The organism is Streptomyces hygroscopicus subsp. hygroscopicus (assembly GCF_030269125.1).
In the GTDB taxonomy this organism is placed as follows: domain Bacteria; phylum Actinomycetota; class Actinomycetes; order Streptomycetales; family Streptomycetaceae; genus Streptomyces; species Streptomyces hygroscopicus_C.
In genome coordinates, this window is record NZ_BSSM01000004.1 from 482,768 (window position 1) to 498,208 (window position 15,441).

9 protein-coding genes and 1 pseudogene are annotated in these 15,441 nt (G+C 72.8%); 7 read left to right on the plus strand and 3 right to left on the minus strand.

Annotated features, from left to right (window positions below; translation table 11 throughout):
- Positions 1 to 9: 9 nt before the first annotated feature.
- The 7 genes and pseudogenes from araA (at position 10) to QSK45_RS12965 (ending at position 9,740) form a co-directional block, all read left to right on the plus strand.
- Entirely contained in the window at positions 10 to 1,515 is a 1,506-nt protein-coding gene (gene araA / locus QSK45_RS12935; RefSeq protein ID WP_285556266.1) for an L-arabinose isomerase, read from the plus strand.
- A 1,161-nt stretch (positions 1,516 to 2,676) separates the two neighbouring features.
- A complete protein-coding gene (locus QSK45_RS12940) occupies positions 2,677 to 3,876 on the plus strand; it encodes a substrate-binding domain-containing protein (protein ID WP_285556267.1) in 1,200 nt (399 codons plus the stop codon).
- Positions 3,876 to 5,429, plus strand: coding sequence for a sugar ABC transporter ATP-binding protein (locus QSK45_RS12945; RefSeq protein WP_285556271.1), 1,554 nt, complete (start codon positions 3,876 to 3,878; stop codon positions 5,427 to 5,429). The genes QSK45_RS12940 and QSK45_RS12945 overlap by 1 nt, the downstream gene beginning before the upstream one ends.
- A complete protein-coding gene (locus QSK45_RS12950; RefSeq protein WP_285556273.1) occupies positions 5,426 to 6,442 on the plus strand; it encodes an ABC transporter permease in 1,017 nt (338 codons plus the stop codon). Before QSK45_RS12945 ends, QSK45_RS12950 begins: the two co-directional genes overlap by 4 nt.
- A 204-nt stretch (positions 6,443 to 6,646) precedes the next feature.
- Positions 6,647 to 8,212, plus strand: a complete 1,566-nt coding sequence (locus QSK45_RS12955) for an alpha-L-arabinofuranosidase B (protein WP_490993555.1) — start codon at positions 6,647 to 6,649, stop codon at positions 8,210 to 8,212.
- Positions 8,213 to 8,633: 421 nt separating this feature from the next.
- Positions 8,634 to 9,045: pseudogene (locus QSK45_RS12960) on the plus strand (hypothetical protein); the annotation flags it as partial.
- A 161-nt stretch (positions 9,046 to 9,206) separates the two neighbouring features.
- On the plus strand, positions 9,207 to 9,740 hold the full coding sequence (locus QSK45_RS12965) for a DUF488 domain-containing protein (RefSeq protein ID WP_285556275.1): 534 nt from the start codon (positions 9,207 to 9,209) through the stop codon (positions 9,738 to 9,740).
- Between the two features lie 110 nt (positions 9,741 to 9,850).
- Here the strand turns inward: QSK45_RS12965 and QSK45_RS12970 are convergent, their stop codons facing one another.
- From QSK45_RS12970 to QSK45_RS12980, 3 genes are all read right to left on the minus strand, one after another.
- Positions 9,851 to 10,672: a hypothetical protein gene (locus tag QSK45_RS12970; protein WP_285556277.1), complete on the minus strand. Its 822-nt coding sequence runs from the start codon at positions 10,670 to 10,672 to the stop codon at positions 9,851 to 9,853.
- Positions 10,673 to 10,933: 261 nt separating this feature from the next.
- Positions 10,934 to 11,416, minus strand: a complete 483-nt coding sequence (locus tag QSK45_RS12975; RefSeq protein WP_285556279.1) for a hypothetical protein — start codon at positions 11,414 to 11,416, stop codon at positions 10,934 to 10,936.
- A gap of 444 nt (positions 11,417 to 11,860) precedes the next feature.
- Entirely contained in the window at positions 11,861 to 14,743 is a 2,883-nt protein-coding gene (locus QSK45_RS12980; protein WP_285556282.1) for an AfsR/SARP family transcriptional regulator, read from the minus strand.
- Positions 14,744 to 15,441: the final 698 nt, after the last annotated feature.

Below are 15,441 nucleotides of genomic sequence, written 5' to 3' on the forward strand. Positions count from 1 at the left end.
CATCAGGCCATGACACCGCCCGCCGCCTTTGAGGTCTGGTTCGTCACCGGCAGCCAGGGGCTCTACGGGGAGGACACCCTCCGCCAGGTCGCCGAGCAGTCCCGGTCCGTCAGCGACCGGCTCGCCGCCGCACCCGGCACCCCCCTGCGCGTCGTCTGGAAGCCCGTGCTCACCGACTCCGCGGCCATCCTCTCCCTCGTCCTCGAGGCCAACGCCGACCCGGCCTGCGTCGGCCTCATCGCCTGGATGCACACCTTCTCCCCGGCCAAGATGTGGATCTCCGGCCTCGACATGCTCCGCAAGCCGCTGCTCCACCTGCACACCCAGGCCGGCGCCGAACTCCCGTGGGCCACCATCGACATGGACTTCATGAACCTCAACCAGGCCGCCCACGGGGACCGGGAGTTCGGGTACGTCCAGGCACGGCTGGGAGTGGCCCGCAAGACCGTCGCGGGCCACGTCTGCGACCCGGCCACCGCCCCCCGCGTCCACGCCTGGATGCGCGCCGCCCTCGGGTACGACGCGCTGCGCAGGCTGCGGCTGGCCCGGTTCGGCGACAACATGCGCGACGTCGCCGTCACCGAGGGCGACAAGGTCGAGGCACAGCTGCGGTTCGGCGTCTCGGTCAACACCTACGGCGTCGCCGACCTGGTCGAGGCCGTCGACTCGGTGGCCGACGCGGCCGTCGGCTCCCTGGTCGAGGAGTACGCCGCCACCTACCGGATGGCCCCGCCACTGGCCGACGGCGGCGGCCGGCACGACGCCCTGCGGTACGCCGCCCGCATCGAGCTGGGCCTGCGCGACTTCCTCACCGACGGCGGGTTCGGGGCCTTCACCACCAACTTCGAGGACCTGGGCGGCCTGCGGCAGCTGCCCGGCATCGCGGTGCAGCGGCTGATGGCCGACGGGTACGGGTTCGGTGCCGAGGGGGACTGGAAGACCTCCGCGCTGCTGGCGGCCCTCAAGACCGCCGGCACCGGCCGCCCCGGGGGCACCTCGTTCATGGAGGACTACACCTACCACCTGGTCCCCGGCGAACAGCTCGTCCTCGGCGCCCACATGCTGGAGGTGTGCCCCAGCATCGCCGCGGGGCAGCCCGCTTGCGAGATCCACCCCCTCGGCATCGGCGGGCGCGAGGACCCCGTCCGGCTGGTCTTCGACGCCGAGCCCGGCCCGGCCACGGTGGTCGGCCTGGTCGACGTCGGCGACCGGTTCCGGCTGGTCGCCAACCGGATCGACATCGTCCCGCCACCGCAGCCGCTGCCCCGCCTTCCCGTGGCGAGGGCCGTCTGGCGCCCGGTGCCCGACTTCGGGACCGCGACCGAGGCCTGGCTGACCGCGGGCGGCCCCCACCACACCGTGCTGACATCGGCGGTGGGCACGGAGGAACTGGCCGACCTCGCGGACATGCTCCGCACGGAGCTGCTGCTCATCGACGACGGCACCGACATACGGCAGTTCGCCAAGGAGATCCGCTGGAACCAGGCGTACTACCGGCTCGCCGGCGGCCTGTGAGCCGGCGCCGGCCCCCCTGCCCGAGCCCGGCTCGCGGACCGCGGCCACCAGGGCGGCGAACGAGCCCCGGGTGACATGCCCGGCAACGTACGGGCGGCGCCGCCCGGCGCCGCCCGTACGTTGCCCGTACGCGGTCGCACCGGGACGCCCGCCGCACCGTCCGCGCGCCCGCGCCGCGCCGGGCCGCGCCGGGCCGGGCCGCGCCGGGCCGGGCCGGGGGCCGTGCCGTGCCGCGGCCCCGCTCCGGCACCCGGCTGCCGGGCGGCCACGCACTGCCCCCATGCGGCAGCCCGGCCATGACACCGCTCGCCCGCCCAGCAGACGTGCCTCCCCGGAGCCGGAGCCGGAGCCGGAGCCGTAGCCGCAGGCGCAGCCGCGCCGTAGCCGTGCACCGTGCCGTCGCGGCCGAATCCGAGCCGGCCGAATCCGAGCCGGCCGAATCCGAGCCGGGCGGAGCCGTGCACGTGCCGTCGCGGCCGCCGTGCGCGTCACCGAGGCGCCGCGAGGCCGCGACGGCAGCCCCGCCCCGCGGCGCGAGCGCGGCCGCTGTCCCGGCGCACCCGGCCGGGCGCCCTGCCGCCCGCTGCCGGGAGCGTCGCGGCCGGGCCGCCGACGCGGACCGGCCAAGGGGGCGACGGCCGTCGTCCGGGCGCCGGGGGACACGGGACGGCGGACTCCAGGACCTCTGACGGCCCGTCAGGCAGTCTCCGCACGCCGCAGCCGACGGTGCGTCAACCCGAACGCCGGGCGGCCCAACACGCCTTCGTCCGGGGCGAGTCGACGATGGCGGCGGCGGTCGCGGCGGCCCGCCGGGCAGGGCGGGAGCGGCGCCGTTTTTCTTCCGTGTAACACCTTGACGCCGCATCGGTGAACGCTAACAATCTCTGGCAAGCAAGGGAGCACGGACAGGACCGCGATGCCGGCGACGGCGTCCGGCGGACGGTGCGCGGGAGGTCTGCCTCCCGCTCCGGCCGTGACGGCGCGGCCTGCGGGGAAAGACCCGTCCGGCCCGGCCTGCGGCCGGAAAGGGCGTGCTCGGTGGTGCCCGTACGTCGGCGGCAGGGTCCGGCGGCCGGGGCGGGGGCCGGCGCGGGCATGTCCCGGTCGGCCGAATGTGAGCGCTAACAGGCCGCGAGGCCCCTTCTGCAGAGGATGTCGAACATGCGTGGTGTGCGGTCCGCCCGGCGGTCGGGCACGAGACGGGGCGCGGGCCCGGCGACGCGGCCGGTGCGCTGGGGAGTCGCCGGGGTCGCCGCCCTGGCGTTGCTGGCGACCGGGGGATGCAGCAAGACCGGCGCCGGCGGCTCCTCCGCGGGATCGGGGGAGGGCGCCGGGTCGAGCGCGCCGGCCTCCTCGGCCGGGGCGACGATCAAGGGCGACATCACCTTCAACGACGCGGAACTCGCCAAGCTCGACGCCGCCCTGAAGGCCGCCCTCGCCGGCAAGGACCTGTCGCAGCAGGACCTGGCGATGGTGGTGAACGTCGCGACGGACTACTGGAACGCCGGCAAGGTGGGGTTCGACAAGGGTGTGTCCTCGCTCGGCGTCAAGGGCACGTACCAGGCGCCGGCCAACGGGCGGCTGGACCAGCAGCTGTCGATCATCCAGACGCTCCGGGGCCAGGGGATCACAGGCCTCAGCGTCTCCGCGATCGACCCGACCGCCATCAAGGCGCCGATCAGCTCGGCGAACAAGGCCGGCATCCCCGTGCTCGCGATCGACTCGCCGCTGCCCAAGGAGGACGGCGCCGCCCTCTACCTGGGCACGCCCAACTACCAGGCCGGGCAGAAGGCCGGCGAGGCGATGAAGGAGGCACTCGGCGGCAAGGGGCAAGTGGTCGTCCTGGTCGGCTCGTTGACCACGTCCAACGCCGTGGAGCGGATCGCCGGCTTCGAGGACGCCATCAAGGGCTCCGGCGTGAAGGTGGTGCAGAAGCTCAGCGACGGGATGGACGCCTCCAAGGCCCTGTCCAACGCGCAGACCGTCATCCAGACCAACCCCGACGTCAACGGGCTGTACGGCGTGTACTCCTACGACGGCCCGTCCGCCGGACAGGCGGTGAAAGCGGCCGGGAAGACCGGCAAGGTGAAGATCGTCTCCGACGACAGCGACCCCCAGACGCTGAAGTTCATCCAGTCCGGCGTCATCCAGGCGACCGTGCTGCAGCAGCCGTACCAGCAGGGATACACCGGCGCGTACCTGCTGGCCGCGCTGAAGGTGCTGGGCAAGGACGCCACGATGAAGATCGTCCAGCCCTACCTGGAGCCGGACGGGACGACACTCAGCTCCGGGGTGGGCCTGGTGACGCGGGCCAACCTCGCGGACTACCAGGCCAAACTGAAGCAGCTGGGCATCGGCTGATGGCCGCCGGCAGCGAGACCGCCGCCTCCCTGCGCGACGTCACCAAGGCGTACGGGCCGGTGAAGGTGCTGGACATCCCCCGGCTGGACCTGGCGCGCGGACAGATCGTCGCCGTCGTGGGGGAGAACGGGGCCGGCAAGTCCACGCTGATGGGCGTACTGTCCGGCACCGTCACCCCCAGCACCGGGACCATCGAGGTGGCCGGCCGGCCGCTGCCCCCGGGCCGGCCCGACCACGCCCGCGAACTCGGCGTGGCACTGGTCGCCCAGGAGTTCCCGCTCGTGGGCCGGCTCAGCGTGGCGGAGAACCTGCTCCTCGGCCGCCGCCCGGCACGGGCGGCCGGCGGACCGCTCGGCCGGATCGTCGTCGACCGCCCGGCGATGCGGGCCGAGGCCCGCGCGCTGCTGGCCGAGGCCGGCATCGAGCAGGTGGACGTCGACCGGCCGGTGGAGCGGTACCCGGTGCCGGTGCGGCAGATGATCGAGATCGCCAAGGCGTGGGGCCACCACCCGGTGGTGCTCATCCTCGACGAGCCCACCTCCTCACTCGGCCCCATCGAGGCCGGGCGAGTACTGGACCTGGCCCGGCGGCACGCCGCCGCCGGGGGAGCGGTGCTGTTCATCGGCCACCGCCTGGACGAGGTACGCGCCGTCGCCGACCGCATCGTCGTGCTGCGCGGCGGCCGGCTGGTGGCCGACCTCTGCCCGCGCGACGCGACCGAGGAGAGGATGATCCGGGAGATGGTCGGCAGCGACCTCGCCCGCGCCGACCTCGCGCCGCCCTCCTCCGTCGAGCGGTCGGCAACCCTGTCCGTGCGCGGCCTGACCGCGGACGGCCTGGGCCCGGTCGACCTCGACGTGCGGGCCGGCGAGATCGTGGGCGTGGCCGGACTCATGGGCTCCGGCCGAAGCCGGCTGCTGCACACCGTCATGGGCGCCCAGCCGCGGACCGGAGGCGAGGTCGTCCTCGACGGAGCGGACTTTCGGCCCCGCCACCCGGCCGACGCCGTCGCGGCCGGCATCGGGCTGGTCCCCGAGGACCGCAAGGTGCAGTCACTGCTGCCGGCCCACTCGGTGCGGTGGAACGTCACCCTGGCCACGCTGCGCCGGATCAGCCGGTGCGGAGTCCTGCGGCCGCGCAGGGACAAGGAGCACGCGGCGCGCGTCATCGAGGACCTCGGAGTGCGCCTGCGCAGCCCGGAGCAGCCGATCTCCGACCTGTCCGGCGGCAACCAGCAGAAAGCGGTCTTCGGGCGCTGGCTGGCCGCCCGGCCGAAACTGCTGCTGCTCGACGAACCCACCCGCGGGGTGGACGTGGGCGCCAAGGCGGAGATCTACGCGCTGATCGACGAGGCCGCACAGGACGGCCTCGCCGTCCTCGTCGCCTCCTCGGAACTCGAGGAACTGCTGTGGATCTGCCACCGCATCGTGGTGATGGCCCGCGGCAGGATCGTCGCCGACCTGCCGCGCGACCGGTTCGGCAAGGAAGTGATCATGACGGCGGCGGCCGGGACGCAGCCCGCCGCGGCCCCCCAGGGGAAGGCAAGCACATGAACACCAGTACGGCCGCGGCGCCGGCCGCGGCGGTGACCGACGACAAGGGGCGCAGGCCGTTCGTCCGGCTCCTGCTGGAGACACCCGAGGTCGGGGTGGTGGCCGCCTGCGTCGTCGTGTTCGTCGCACTGGCGCTGGACAAGTCGTCCTTCGCCGGCGCGGTCAACCTCCAGGGCATGGGCTTCGACCTGGCGCAGTACGGGCTGATCGCGATCGGCGAGTCGCTGGTGATCCTCACCGGCGGGATCGACCTGTCCGTGGGCGCGCTGCTGGGCACCAGCGTCATCCTGATGTCCTGGTTCAACGTCCGGGCCGGACTCCCCCCGGCGGCGGCGATCCTGCTGACGCTGCTGATCGCCGGCGCCCTCGGCCTGGTACACGGACTCGCCGTCACCCGGCTGAAGATGGCCCCGTTCGTGGTGACCCTCGTGACCTACACCGTCGCGCAGGGCGTCACCCTGGCCATCACCTCGGGCACCTCGATCACCGGCATCGGCGGCACGTTCAGCGACCTGGGCCAGACGTACGTCGCCCAGGTGCCGCTCCCGCTCATCCTGTTCGTGGTCGTCGCGCTGATCGCCTGGTTCTTCCTGGAACGCACCTACGCCGGCCGGCAGGTCTACGCCGTCGGCGGCAACCCGGAGGCGGCCCGGCTGGCCGGCATCCGCGGCGACCGGCGCATCGTGTCCATGTACGTCACCAGCTCCCTGCTGTCGGCGTTCGCCGGGATCCTCGTGCTCGGCCGGATGGGCGTCGGCTCCGCCAGCGGCGTCGGCGTCGGCTGGGAACTGTCGGCGATCGCCGCCGCGGTGATCGGCGGCGTCAGCCTGGTCGGCGGACAGGGCCGGATCATCGGCATCGTCGCGGGCACCATCCTGCTCGAACTCATCAACAACGGCCTGACCACCCTCCAGATCAACCCCAACTACACCAACATCGTGCTCGGCTGCGTGCTCGGCCTGGCCATCACCGCCGACCGCCTGCGCGCCCGCAGCATCGCCCGCCGCGGCTGAGCCGCCGCCCCGGACCCTGCCCCGGGACGGCACCACCGCCCGCACCCCCCGCCCGCCCCGCACCCGGCGGCACCTCCGGCACACCGCGACCGATCCCCTCCCTCCAGAACGTGCCCTCCGGCGGCCCCTGACGGCCGCCGGCCGGCACCCCCTGCCCGAGCACCGGCCCGGGACCCCCACATCCCCCTCTGAAGGAGGACACCCGTGTCCGCACCCGCACCGTCACGCCTGCTGCGCAGGCTCAGAAAATGGGCGCTGTCCACCGCCGCCGCCGGCGCGCTCGTCGCCGGCGTCCTCGTCGCCGGCGCCCAGACCTCCCAAGCAGCCGGATCGCTGCCCTGCGACCTCTACGCCTCCGGCGGCACCCCCTGCGTGGCCGCCCACAGCACCACCCGCGCGCTGTACTCCTCGTACAACGGCGCGCTCTACCAGGTCCGGCGCGCCTCCGACAACGCCACCAAGGACATCGGAGTGCTCACCGCCGGCGGATACGCCAACGCCGCGGCGCAGGACTCCTTCTGCTCCGGCACCACCTGCGTCATCACCGTCATCTACGACCAGTCCGGCAGGGGCAACAGCCTCACCCAGGCCCCCGGCGGCGGCGCGGCCGGCGGTCCGGACAACCTCGCCAACGCCACCGCCGCCCCGACCACGGTCGCCGGCCACGAGGCGTACGGCGTCTTCGTCGCCCCCGGCACGGGCTACCGCAACGACCACACCTCCGGGATCGCCACCGGTGACCAGGCCGAGGGGATGTACGCCGTCCTGGACGGCACCCACTACAACGGCGGCTGCTGCTTCGACTACGGCAACGCCGAGACCAGCAACAACGACACCGGCAACGGCCACATGGAGGCCATCTACTTCGGCAACATCAAAGTCTGGGGCTACGGCTCGGGCAACGGGCCGTGGGTGATGGCGGACCTGGAGAACGGCCTGTTCTCCGGCGTCAACGCCGGCTACAACGCCAACGACCCCAGCGTCAGCAACAGGTACCAGACCGCCATCGTCAAGGGCGGCCCCAACCAGTGGGCCATCCGAGGCGGCAACGCGGCATCAGGAAGCCTGTCCACCTACTACAGCGGCGCACGCCCCAACGTCTCGGGCTACAACCCCATGCACAAGGAGGGGGCGATCATCCTGGGCATCGGCGGCGACAACAGCAAGGGCGCGGCGGGAACGTTCTACGAGGGCGTGATGACCTCGGGCTACCCCTCCGACGCCACGGAGAACGCCGTACAGGCCAACATCACCTCGGTCGGCTACGGCAACGGCTCCTCCACCGGCCCGGGGTCACTGACCCCCGGCTCCAGGATCTCGCTGCGGGCCACCACCCCGTGCTGCACCACCGACTACGTCCAGCACGACGCGGCGGACAACAACGTGGTGATCGCCCCGGTCACCTCCTCCAGCTCCGCCACCGACCGGGGCGACGCGACCTGGGTGGTACGCGCCGGCCTGGCCAACACCTCCTGCCTGTCCTTCGAGTCCGCCAACGACCCCGGCCGGTACCTGCGCCACTCCAACTTCAAACTCCAGCTCAACGCCGACGACGGCACCTCGCAGTTCGCACAGGACGCCACCTTCTGCCCGCAGACCGGGCACAACGGGCAGGGATACTCGTTCCAGTCCGTCAACTACACCGACAAGTACCTGCGCCACTACGACTACACCGTCTACCTCGCCGCCAACGGCGGCTCCAACACCTGGGACAGCACCACCTCCTGGAACGACGACACCAGCTGGGCGGTGGGCTCGCCCTGGGCCTGACCACCACCGCCTGACACACGGGTGCCACCGCCCGCCGCGGGCGGCACCCGTGCCGCGTGCGTACGTCATCACGGCAGCCGCCCGGCTCTGCCGGCCCGGCGCCCGCAGACGACTGGCCGCCTTCGCCACCCCGGCGGGCACCACCGCCGACTCCCGCACCCCCCGCGCCCACCCCGTCGAACGGCTACCCGCGGCCGCGGTGCCGTCCCGGATCGTCCCGGATCGAGACACTGTTCACCGCAGGCCCGTCCCTGCCGGGCTGCTCCGGGCCACACCCACCACCAGACCCGCATCACACACCGTGCGAATCGCGTTCTTTCACCGTACGGACAGCGTACGAGCAGCGGAGGCAAGCCCTCAGGCCCCTGCGTTGCCGCGCCGAGGAACCCCCCGCCCACCGCTTGCCGCGCCGAGGAACCCCCTGGCCGCCGCCGAACGCCACCGCACCGACCACGAGATCTACCACGGAGCCACCGACCTCGCCCGCTGGTCCCGCGAACACAGCCGGCGCCTTCGCCGGCATCGGCGAACCCCACAACCTCCGCCTCGCCGGCCCACCGGACCGGACGACACCCGGCGGCCTGCTCACCGTGCAGCGCGAAAAGACCGCCGAAGCAGTCGGACACCGCCCCGAACCGGCACTGCTGCTCCTCCACGACCTGCGGGACACCCACCTGGCCGCCACCGGGAACTCCCTCTGCTGGGAAATGCTCGCCCAGGCCGCACAAGCCGCCCGGGACCGCCCCCTCCTCGACCTCGCCGCCGCATGCCACCCCCAGACCCTGCGCCAGATGCGCCGGGCCGACACACTGATCAAAGTCCTGTCCGCCCAACGCCCTCACCACCACCCCGTGACCCGCCCCTGCCCACCCGCACCGCTCTCCGGCAAGGGCACTGCCCCGCGGGCGTCCCGAAGACCGCCGCAGCGGCACGACCAGTACCCGCATCGCCGCCTTGTGCGTATCCGGCGGGTCCTGACCCGAGAGGCCCGCCCATGGCACCACCTCTCCTCACGTTCGGACACAGCACCGCCGACCGCGAGCGCATCCTCAGCCTGCTGCACCACGCCGGCGTCGAAGCGGTCGTGGACGTCCGCACCGCGCCGGGCAGCCGGCGCCGGCCCGACCTGCTCCGCGACCGCCTCGCCCGGTGGATGCCCGGCAACGGCATCTCCTACCGGTGGGAAGCCGCCCTCGGCGGCTTCCGCAAACCGCCCCCGGACAGCCCGGACACCTACTGGCGCAACGACTCCTTCCGCGGCTACGCCGCCCACACCCGCACCCCTGACTTCATCACCGCCATGGGCCGCCTGCTGGAGGAGGCGGCAGACGCACGCACTGCGGTCATGTGCGGCGAAGCAGTCTGGTGGCGCTGCCACCGGCGCCTCATCGCCGACTTCGCCGTCCTCAGCCGCGGTGTCCCCACCTGCCACCTGATGCACGACGGACGGATCACCCCCCACGTCCCGACGGCCGGTGCGAGACTGCGCAAGGACGGGCTCCTCGTCTACGACGGGCCGGCCCGATGACATGCCCAGAGCACACACCGCACGCCGCTCCTCAGCGAGCGGACGTTGCCTGCCCGGCATGCGCCCGAGGCCTGCCCGATGTTCGCCGGTGTCGTGCGTACGCAGTGCGTTCAGTCTCGGGTGTTGTTCTTCTCGTGGGAGAGAAGTGACGTGAGATTCGCCGTCTCCCGCCGGAGATCCGCCTTGATCTCCGCGAGCTTTCCCGAGTGCCGTCTTATGGCTGCGTCCTGGTACTCGGACTCGACCGCGAACCAGATACCGATGAGGTTCGTACGGGCTTTGCAGGACACGTCAGCCGTCGCTGTACCGATCTCGGCAGGGCGGGGCGATGGTGAGGACAGGAACTTCCCGGGCGCCAGCATGGGGTCTGTCTCGTGGTAGCCGGATCGTTTCATACAGGATGACCACTTCTTGAAGGCCGCCACCACACGCGGGTCGTCCAGGGACTGCTGGTAGCTGTCGGCCTTGAGGCGGGTGACGAGGCCGTCGACGACGTTCGCGGCCCGTGTTTTGCCCGCAGCCGTACCAGGGGCGGGGGAAGGTTCCGCGCCAAGTGCCCTGTCGGGCTCGGCGCGGCAGCCGTTCGGCGGAATCTTCCGCCCTTCGTACGACACGGCCGGTCGCTTGGTGGCCGGGTCGAATCCGGTCATGACTTTCTGCTCGGCCGGCGACAGCCCGGCAAGAAGCAGGGTCTTGGTCTGCTTCCCTCCTGTGGAGTCGCCGCGAGGTTCGTGGTACCCCCATCGCCGCACGCTGTCGGGGTCGGAGACTCCGTAGCGCCGTGAGAGCAGCGAGTAGGTGGTCAGGGCCGTGCTCGTAGCGGTGGGCTGAGGGCCGGCGTCCGGGTAGTCGAAGCCGAAGCGGGCGAGACAGCGACCGAGGATGACCTGACTGACCCACTGGCGCTGGGCCGCCTGCAGGGGCGTGAGCATGTACTGCTCGATGGGCAGGTGGTAACCGCCGAGTCCTTGCGTGATCTGGGGTGTGGGAACCGGGGAGGGGGCGGGATCGCCCGCCGGCGGCGCACCGGACCCGCACCCGGACAGTGCCGCGAGGGCCGATGCGATCACCGTGCAGAGAAGTCGACTGCTTCTGAGAGCCATGTGGACCCGTTCTTGACGGAGGAGATCATGAGCGGGGCCGGCCCTGCTCGGCGGAGCGGGGCCGGCCCGGTTCTTCGCCCGTCATGGCGGCTACTGGCACCACCCGGCATTCGACGCCCAGTCCTCGGGATTGACCGAAGCCTCGTTGTTTCGCATGCCGGAGGTGAGATTGCCGCCGCGGCCCGGGTCGAGGACGTTCACGTCGCCGTAGCCACCGGGGTAGACGTAGATGCTCATGGTGCAGTTGACCGAGCCGTTCTCGGCGGAGGCCGCGTTGTTGCGCACCGCCTGGCCCGCGCCGGCCGAGCTGTTGGAATTCGGCGCGTGGTCATCGTAGAACGACCAGTAGCCGAGGTCGTAGGCTCCGGACAGGCCGTTCTGCCAGATGGCGCCTTCCGCTCCCGGCGAGTAGTACAGGCACATCGCTCGCGCGCATCGCACGGGGGCGGTGCTGGTGCTCCAGTAATCGATGTTCGTGGAGGTGGCGCTCGCTTCGCCGATGGCCATTCCGCTCGCCAGCACGGCACTCGAGCCGATCACGGCAACCCGCGCACACAGATTTTTCAGACCCATGAGGCCTCCTGTTCAAAGCCGGTGGTGATCAAAGGAAGGGGAATCTCCGGGAAAAGCTAGAGCGACCAGCCAACAGCTCACCAACAGTCCGCCAACCCCTCATTCGGAACATTGCCGGGGCGTGGCACCGGGATGAGCAGCGGAAAGACCGGCTCGTCATACGTCCGTCCCCTCGCCGGTCGGCCGCATGCCGCTCGCCCCCGGCCCGGTCGGCCAACTGCCCGGTCGCCAGGGCGGACACGCTCTGAGGTGACGCGACGAGCCGTCCACCCTGACGGGGGCGTGCCGCAACCGATGGCGGCTTGCGGGTTCCGCGGGGACTCGACTACTGGATCCTGAGGCCCTTACTGCCGGGCACCGACCCGCGCCGGAAGCCGCATCCGCCGTGGGTGGCCCATCGACGCTTGCGGGGCCTGTTGTCTCGCGGGCGGCGGACGGGCTTGATCACGGGGCAGGCCTGAGACCGTCCGCGCCTGCGCAGGCGTTCTCCAGCGTTGCGAGGCCCTCCACACACTCCTGGACGCGCTGCGGCAGCAGATGGAAACGGGAGAGGTCGAGGCTGGCCTGCCAGCAGGCGCGGGCGGCCTCCCACTCGCCGAAGTGGTGGTGGGCGCGGGCGGTGACGACCAGGCAGTCGGCCTCGCCGCCGTAGTCGCCCAACTGGCGCCGGATGGCGAGCGCCTCGTCCAGCGCCGCGAAGGCCTGCGCGCGCTCGCCGAGGTGCTGGAGCGCGGCGCCGTAGTTCGTCAGCAGGGTCGCCAGGGCAGTCGGCCGGCCCAGCGCGCGCTGCAAGGGCAGGCGGCGGCGGTGCTGTTCGACGGCCCCGGCGTAGTCGCCGGCGAGCTGGAGCGCGTCGGCGATCCGGCCCAGGACCAGCACCTCACTGTCGGGCAGGTCCAATTGCCGGTAGAGCTCCTGGGAGCGCAGCGCGTACACGAGTCCCGGCTCGGCGCGTTTGGCCTGGACGTGCAGAGCGGACATGTTGCCGAGGATCGACGCCTGCGCGGTGATGTCCCCGGCCTGTTCGAAGAGTTCGAGGGCGGTGCCGAGGTTCTCCAGGCACTCCTCGTTGCGGTAGGCCATGCCGTGCGCGACGGCGATCCGCCGGTAGAGCCAGGCCTGTCCCGTCGTGTCGCCGTGCGCGACGGCGATCTCCAGCGCGCTGCGCAGGGCCGTGTCCCAGATGCCGGTCCACCAGTACGTGTCCCCGTAGCCGAAGAGGCCGACGGCCAGCCGCCACGCGATGTCGGAGCGGCCGAGGGCACCAGCCCGGGTGATCGCGTGCTGGATCGCGGGAAGTTCGCGGACGTACCAGGCGAGCGCGCTGTGCGCGTCGGCGAAGGGCGGCAGCGGCTGCGCGGGCTGTTCGGTGAGCGGCGGGGGCGGCTGCGTCTCGCCGACGGTGATCCTCGACGCGTTCTCCACCGCCGCGACGTACCAGGTCAGCAGCCGCAGTTCGGCGTGCTCGCGCTGCCGCTCGGGCTCCTCCACGCGAACGCGCTCTGCCGCGTATTCGCCGAGCAGGTCGTGCATGCCATACCGCTCGGGCGCCGGGCTCTGCACGAGGTGGACGTCGGTGAGCAGGTCCAGCAGCCGGGCGGTGTCCCGTACCGGCAGGGCGAGCAGGGCGGCGGCCGCGTGCGGGGTCACCTCGTGTTCGGGCCACACTCCCAGCAGGCGGAACGCCCGAGCGACGGCCCGTTCTTGCGGCAGGTCGCTGTCGCGCATGGCGACGTAGCTCATGCCGATCGTGGCCTCGACGTCCAGGCTGCCGACAGCCAGTTCCGGCAGCCGGCCGGTGCCGGACGACAGCCGGTCGGCGAGCAGCGACAGCGGCCACGCGGGCCGGGAGGCCAGCCGGCCGCCGATGACGCTCAGCGCGAGCGGCAGCCCGCCGCACAGCGCCATGATCTCGGCCGCGGCTTCCGGCTCGCCCCGTACGCGTTCGGTCCCGCACAGCGCCACCAGCAGCATCTCCTGGTCGGCGGGTGTGAGCGGCGGCAGCGGCAGCGGCACGGCGGCGGGCAGGTCGGTGAGGGTGTGCCTGCTGGTGACCACGACCGCGCAGCCGCCGCTGCCCGGCAGCAGCGGCAGCACCTGGGCGGCGTCCCGCGCGTTGTCCAGGACCAGCAGCATCCTGCGGTGGGCGAGGACGGTGCGGAAGACGGCGGCGCAGTCGTCCGTGTCCTCGGGCAGCGACGCCTCCTGGACGCCCAGGTCGGACAGGAAGCGGACGAGCAGGTCACGCGGGCCGCGCCGGCCACCGGGGCCGAAGCCGCGCAGGTCGGCGTAGAGCTGCCCGTCGGGGTAGTCCGCGTGCAGCAGGTGCGCGACATGGACGGTCAGCGCGGTCTTGCCGACGCCGCCCATGCCCGAGACGACCACCGGCCGGGGGGTGCGGCCGGGCGCGCCCCCGCCGGCGGCGGTGCCGGGGCGCAGCAGCGCGGCGAGGCGAGCGACTTCGGCGGTCCGACCAGTGAAGAGCCCTGTGTCGGCGGGGAGTTGGTGCAGCGACGGGAAGGCAGGGGCGGAGGGTTCTGCGGGCGCCCCGGCAGGAGCGGGTACGGGTACGCGCGCGGGTGCGTCCGAGGCCAGCACCTCCTGGTACGCCGCCCGTACGGCCGCCGACGGGTCGACGCCCAGCTCCTCGGCGAGGGTCGCCCGCAGCCGCGCGTACACCTCCAGCGCCTCCGCCTGCCGGTGCGCACCGCGCAGGGCCAGCATCAACTGCCGGTGGAAGGCCTCCCGGAGCGGGTGCTCGGCGACAAGTGCCGTGAGCTGCCCGATGACTTCGGGGTGGCGGCCCAGCGCGAGAGCCGCGTCGAAGCCCCACTCCAGCGCCTGCAGCCGCATTTCGAGCAGTTGCCGCACCACCGGCCCGGCGTCGTCGAATTCGGGAAGGCCGGCGAGCGGCTCGCCGCGCCACAGGGCGAGGGCGGCGGCGCTCAGGTCCGCCGCCGCGTCCCACTCCTGCCGCACGTGCGCGGCGCGCGCGGCGGCCACGTGGCGCCGGAAGACCTCCACGTCGAACTCGCCCTCCGCGACGTACAGCCGGTAGCCGTTCGGCACCGCGGTGATGCGCTGCGGCTCGTCGCCGAGAAAGGCCAACTGCCGCCGCAGCCGCGTCAGATGGTTGAACAGCGAGGCGTCCGCACTGGCCGGCGGGCGCCCGCTCCACAGCGCTTCCTTGAGCGCGTCCTTCGACACCGGCCGGTTGGCCGCCAGCAGCAGCGCGGCAAGCAGTACCCGGCTCTTGTGCCCCCCGACCGCCCGCTCCTCCGCCCCGTCCCGCACCAACAGCGGCCCCAGCAGCCCGAACGTCGGCATGTGCCCCCCTTACCCGCGGGCATTCTAGACCTGGTGCGGACACGGGCCTCCCGGAACGCCACCCACCAAACGCAGCCGCTCCAGCATCACCCCATGCCGCCTCGCTGCCGCCGACGACGCGCGCGCAGAGCCTTGCCGTCCCGAGCGCGAACCGGGCCTCACGGCCCGGCGCTTCCGTGCACACGGCTCCTCGGGCTCACGCTCTTTGACCGGCTGGTGACCGGCGCCCCGCCACGGTCGCTTCGAAGGCGGGCGAACTCTGCGGGGAGCCGAGCCTCGGCCGGTCGCGCAGCGCACTGCACAAGACCGCGAGACCGCGCTTTCGCCGGACGGCTTCTCAGTGCCCGGGAAGACCCTTCCTGCCGGAAGCACCAGGCGGCACGCCATGCCACTGCCGACGCGGTCACAGGAAGCCCGCGCCGGAGACCGTCGCCCCGCGCCCGCCGGGGGCCCGAACAGCCCGTCGAGACGGTCCGGCGGTGTCGTCCCGGCCCCCGCCGGGGGAACCCGCCCAACGCCGGTGAAGCCGGCCGTGGTTGCGGAGGTCCCACCGGGCGGGGGAGAGAGAAGGCGGACCCGGCCGCACCACGGAAGCAGCGCCACCCGGTCAGCGGATCCCCGGGCGGCTGCCGGACGAGCACGAAACGGCCGGCACCCCACCGGTGTTCCACGCCTGCGCGGCACGTCGCGCGTCACCG

Excerpts from the sequence above, each read along its gene's own strand:
- QSK45_RS12980 (WP_285556282.1), bottom strand. The coding sequence starts at position 14,743 with ATGCCGACGTTCGGGCTGCTGGGGCCGCTGTTGGTGCGGGACGGGGCG.
- QSK45_RS12945 (WP_285556271.1), top strand. The coding sequence starts at position 3,876 with ATGGCCGCCGGCAGCGAGACCGCCGCCTCCCTGCGCGACGTCACCAAG.
- araA (WP_285556266.1), top strand. The coding sequence starts at position 10 with ATGACACCGCCCGCCGCCTTTGAGGTCTGGTTCGTCACCGGCAGCCAG.
- QSK45_RS12970 (WP_285556277.1), bottom strand. The coding sequence starts at position 10,672 with ATGCTCACGCCCCTGCAGGCGGCCCAGCGCCAGTGGGTCAGTCAGGTC.
- QSK45_RS12965 (WP_285556275.1), top strand. The coding sequence starts at position 9,207 with ATGGCACCACCTCTCCTCACGTTCGGACACAGCACCGCCGACCGCGAG.
- QSK45_RS12950 (WP_285556273.1), top strand. The coding sequence starts at position 5,426 with ATGAACACCAGTACGGCCGCGGCGCCGGCCGCGGCGGTGACCGACGAC.
- QSK45_RS12940 (WP_285556267.1), top strand. The coding sequence starts at position 2,677 with ATGCGTGGTGTGCGGTCCGCCCGGCGGTCGGGCACGAGACGGGGCGCG.
- QSK45_RS12975 (WP_285556279.1), bottom strand. The coding sequence starts at position 11,416 with ATGGGTCTGAAAAATCTGTGTGCGCGGGTTGCCGTGATCGGCTCGAGT.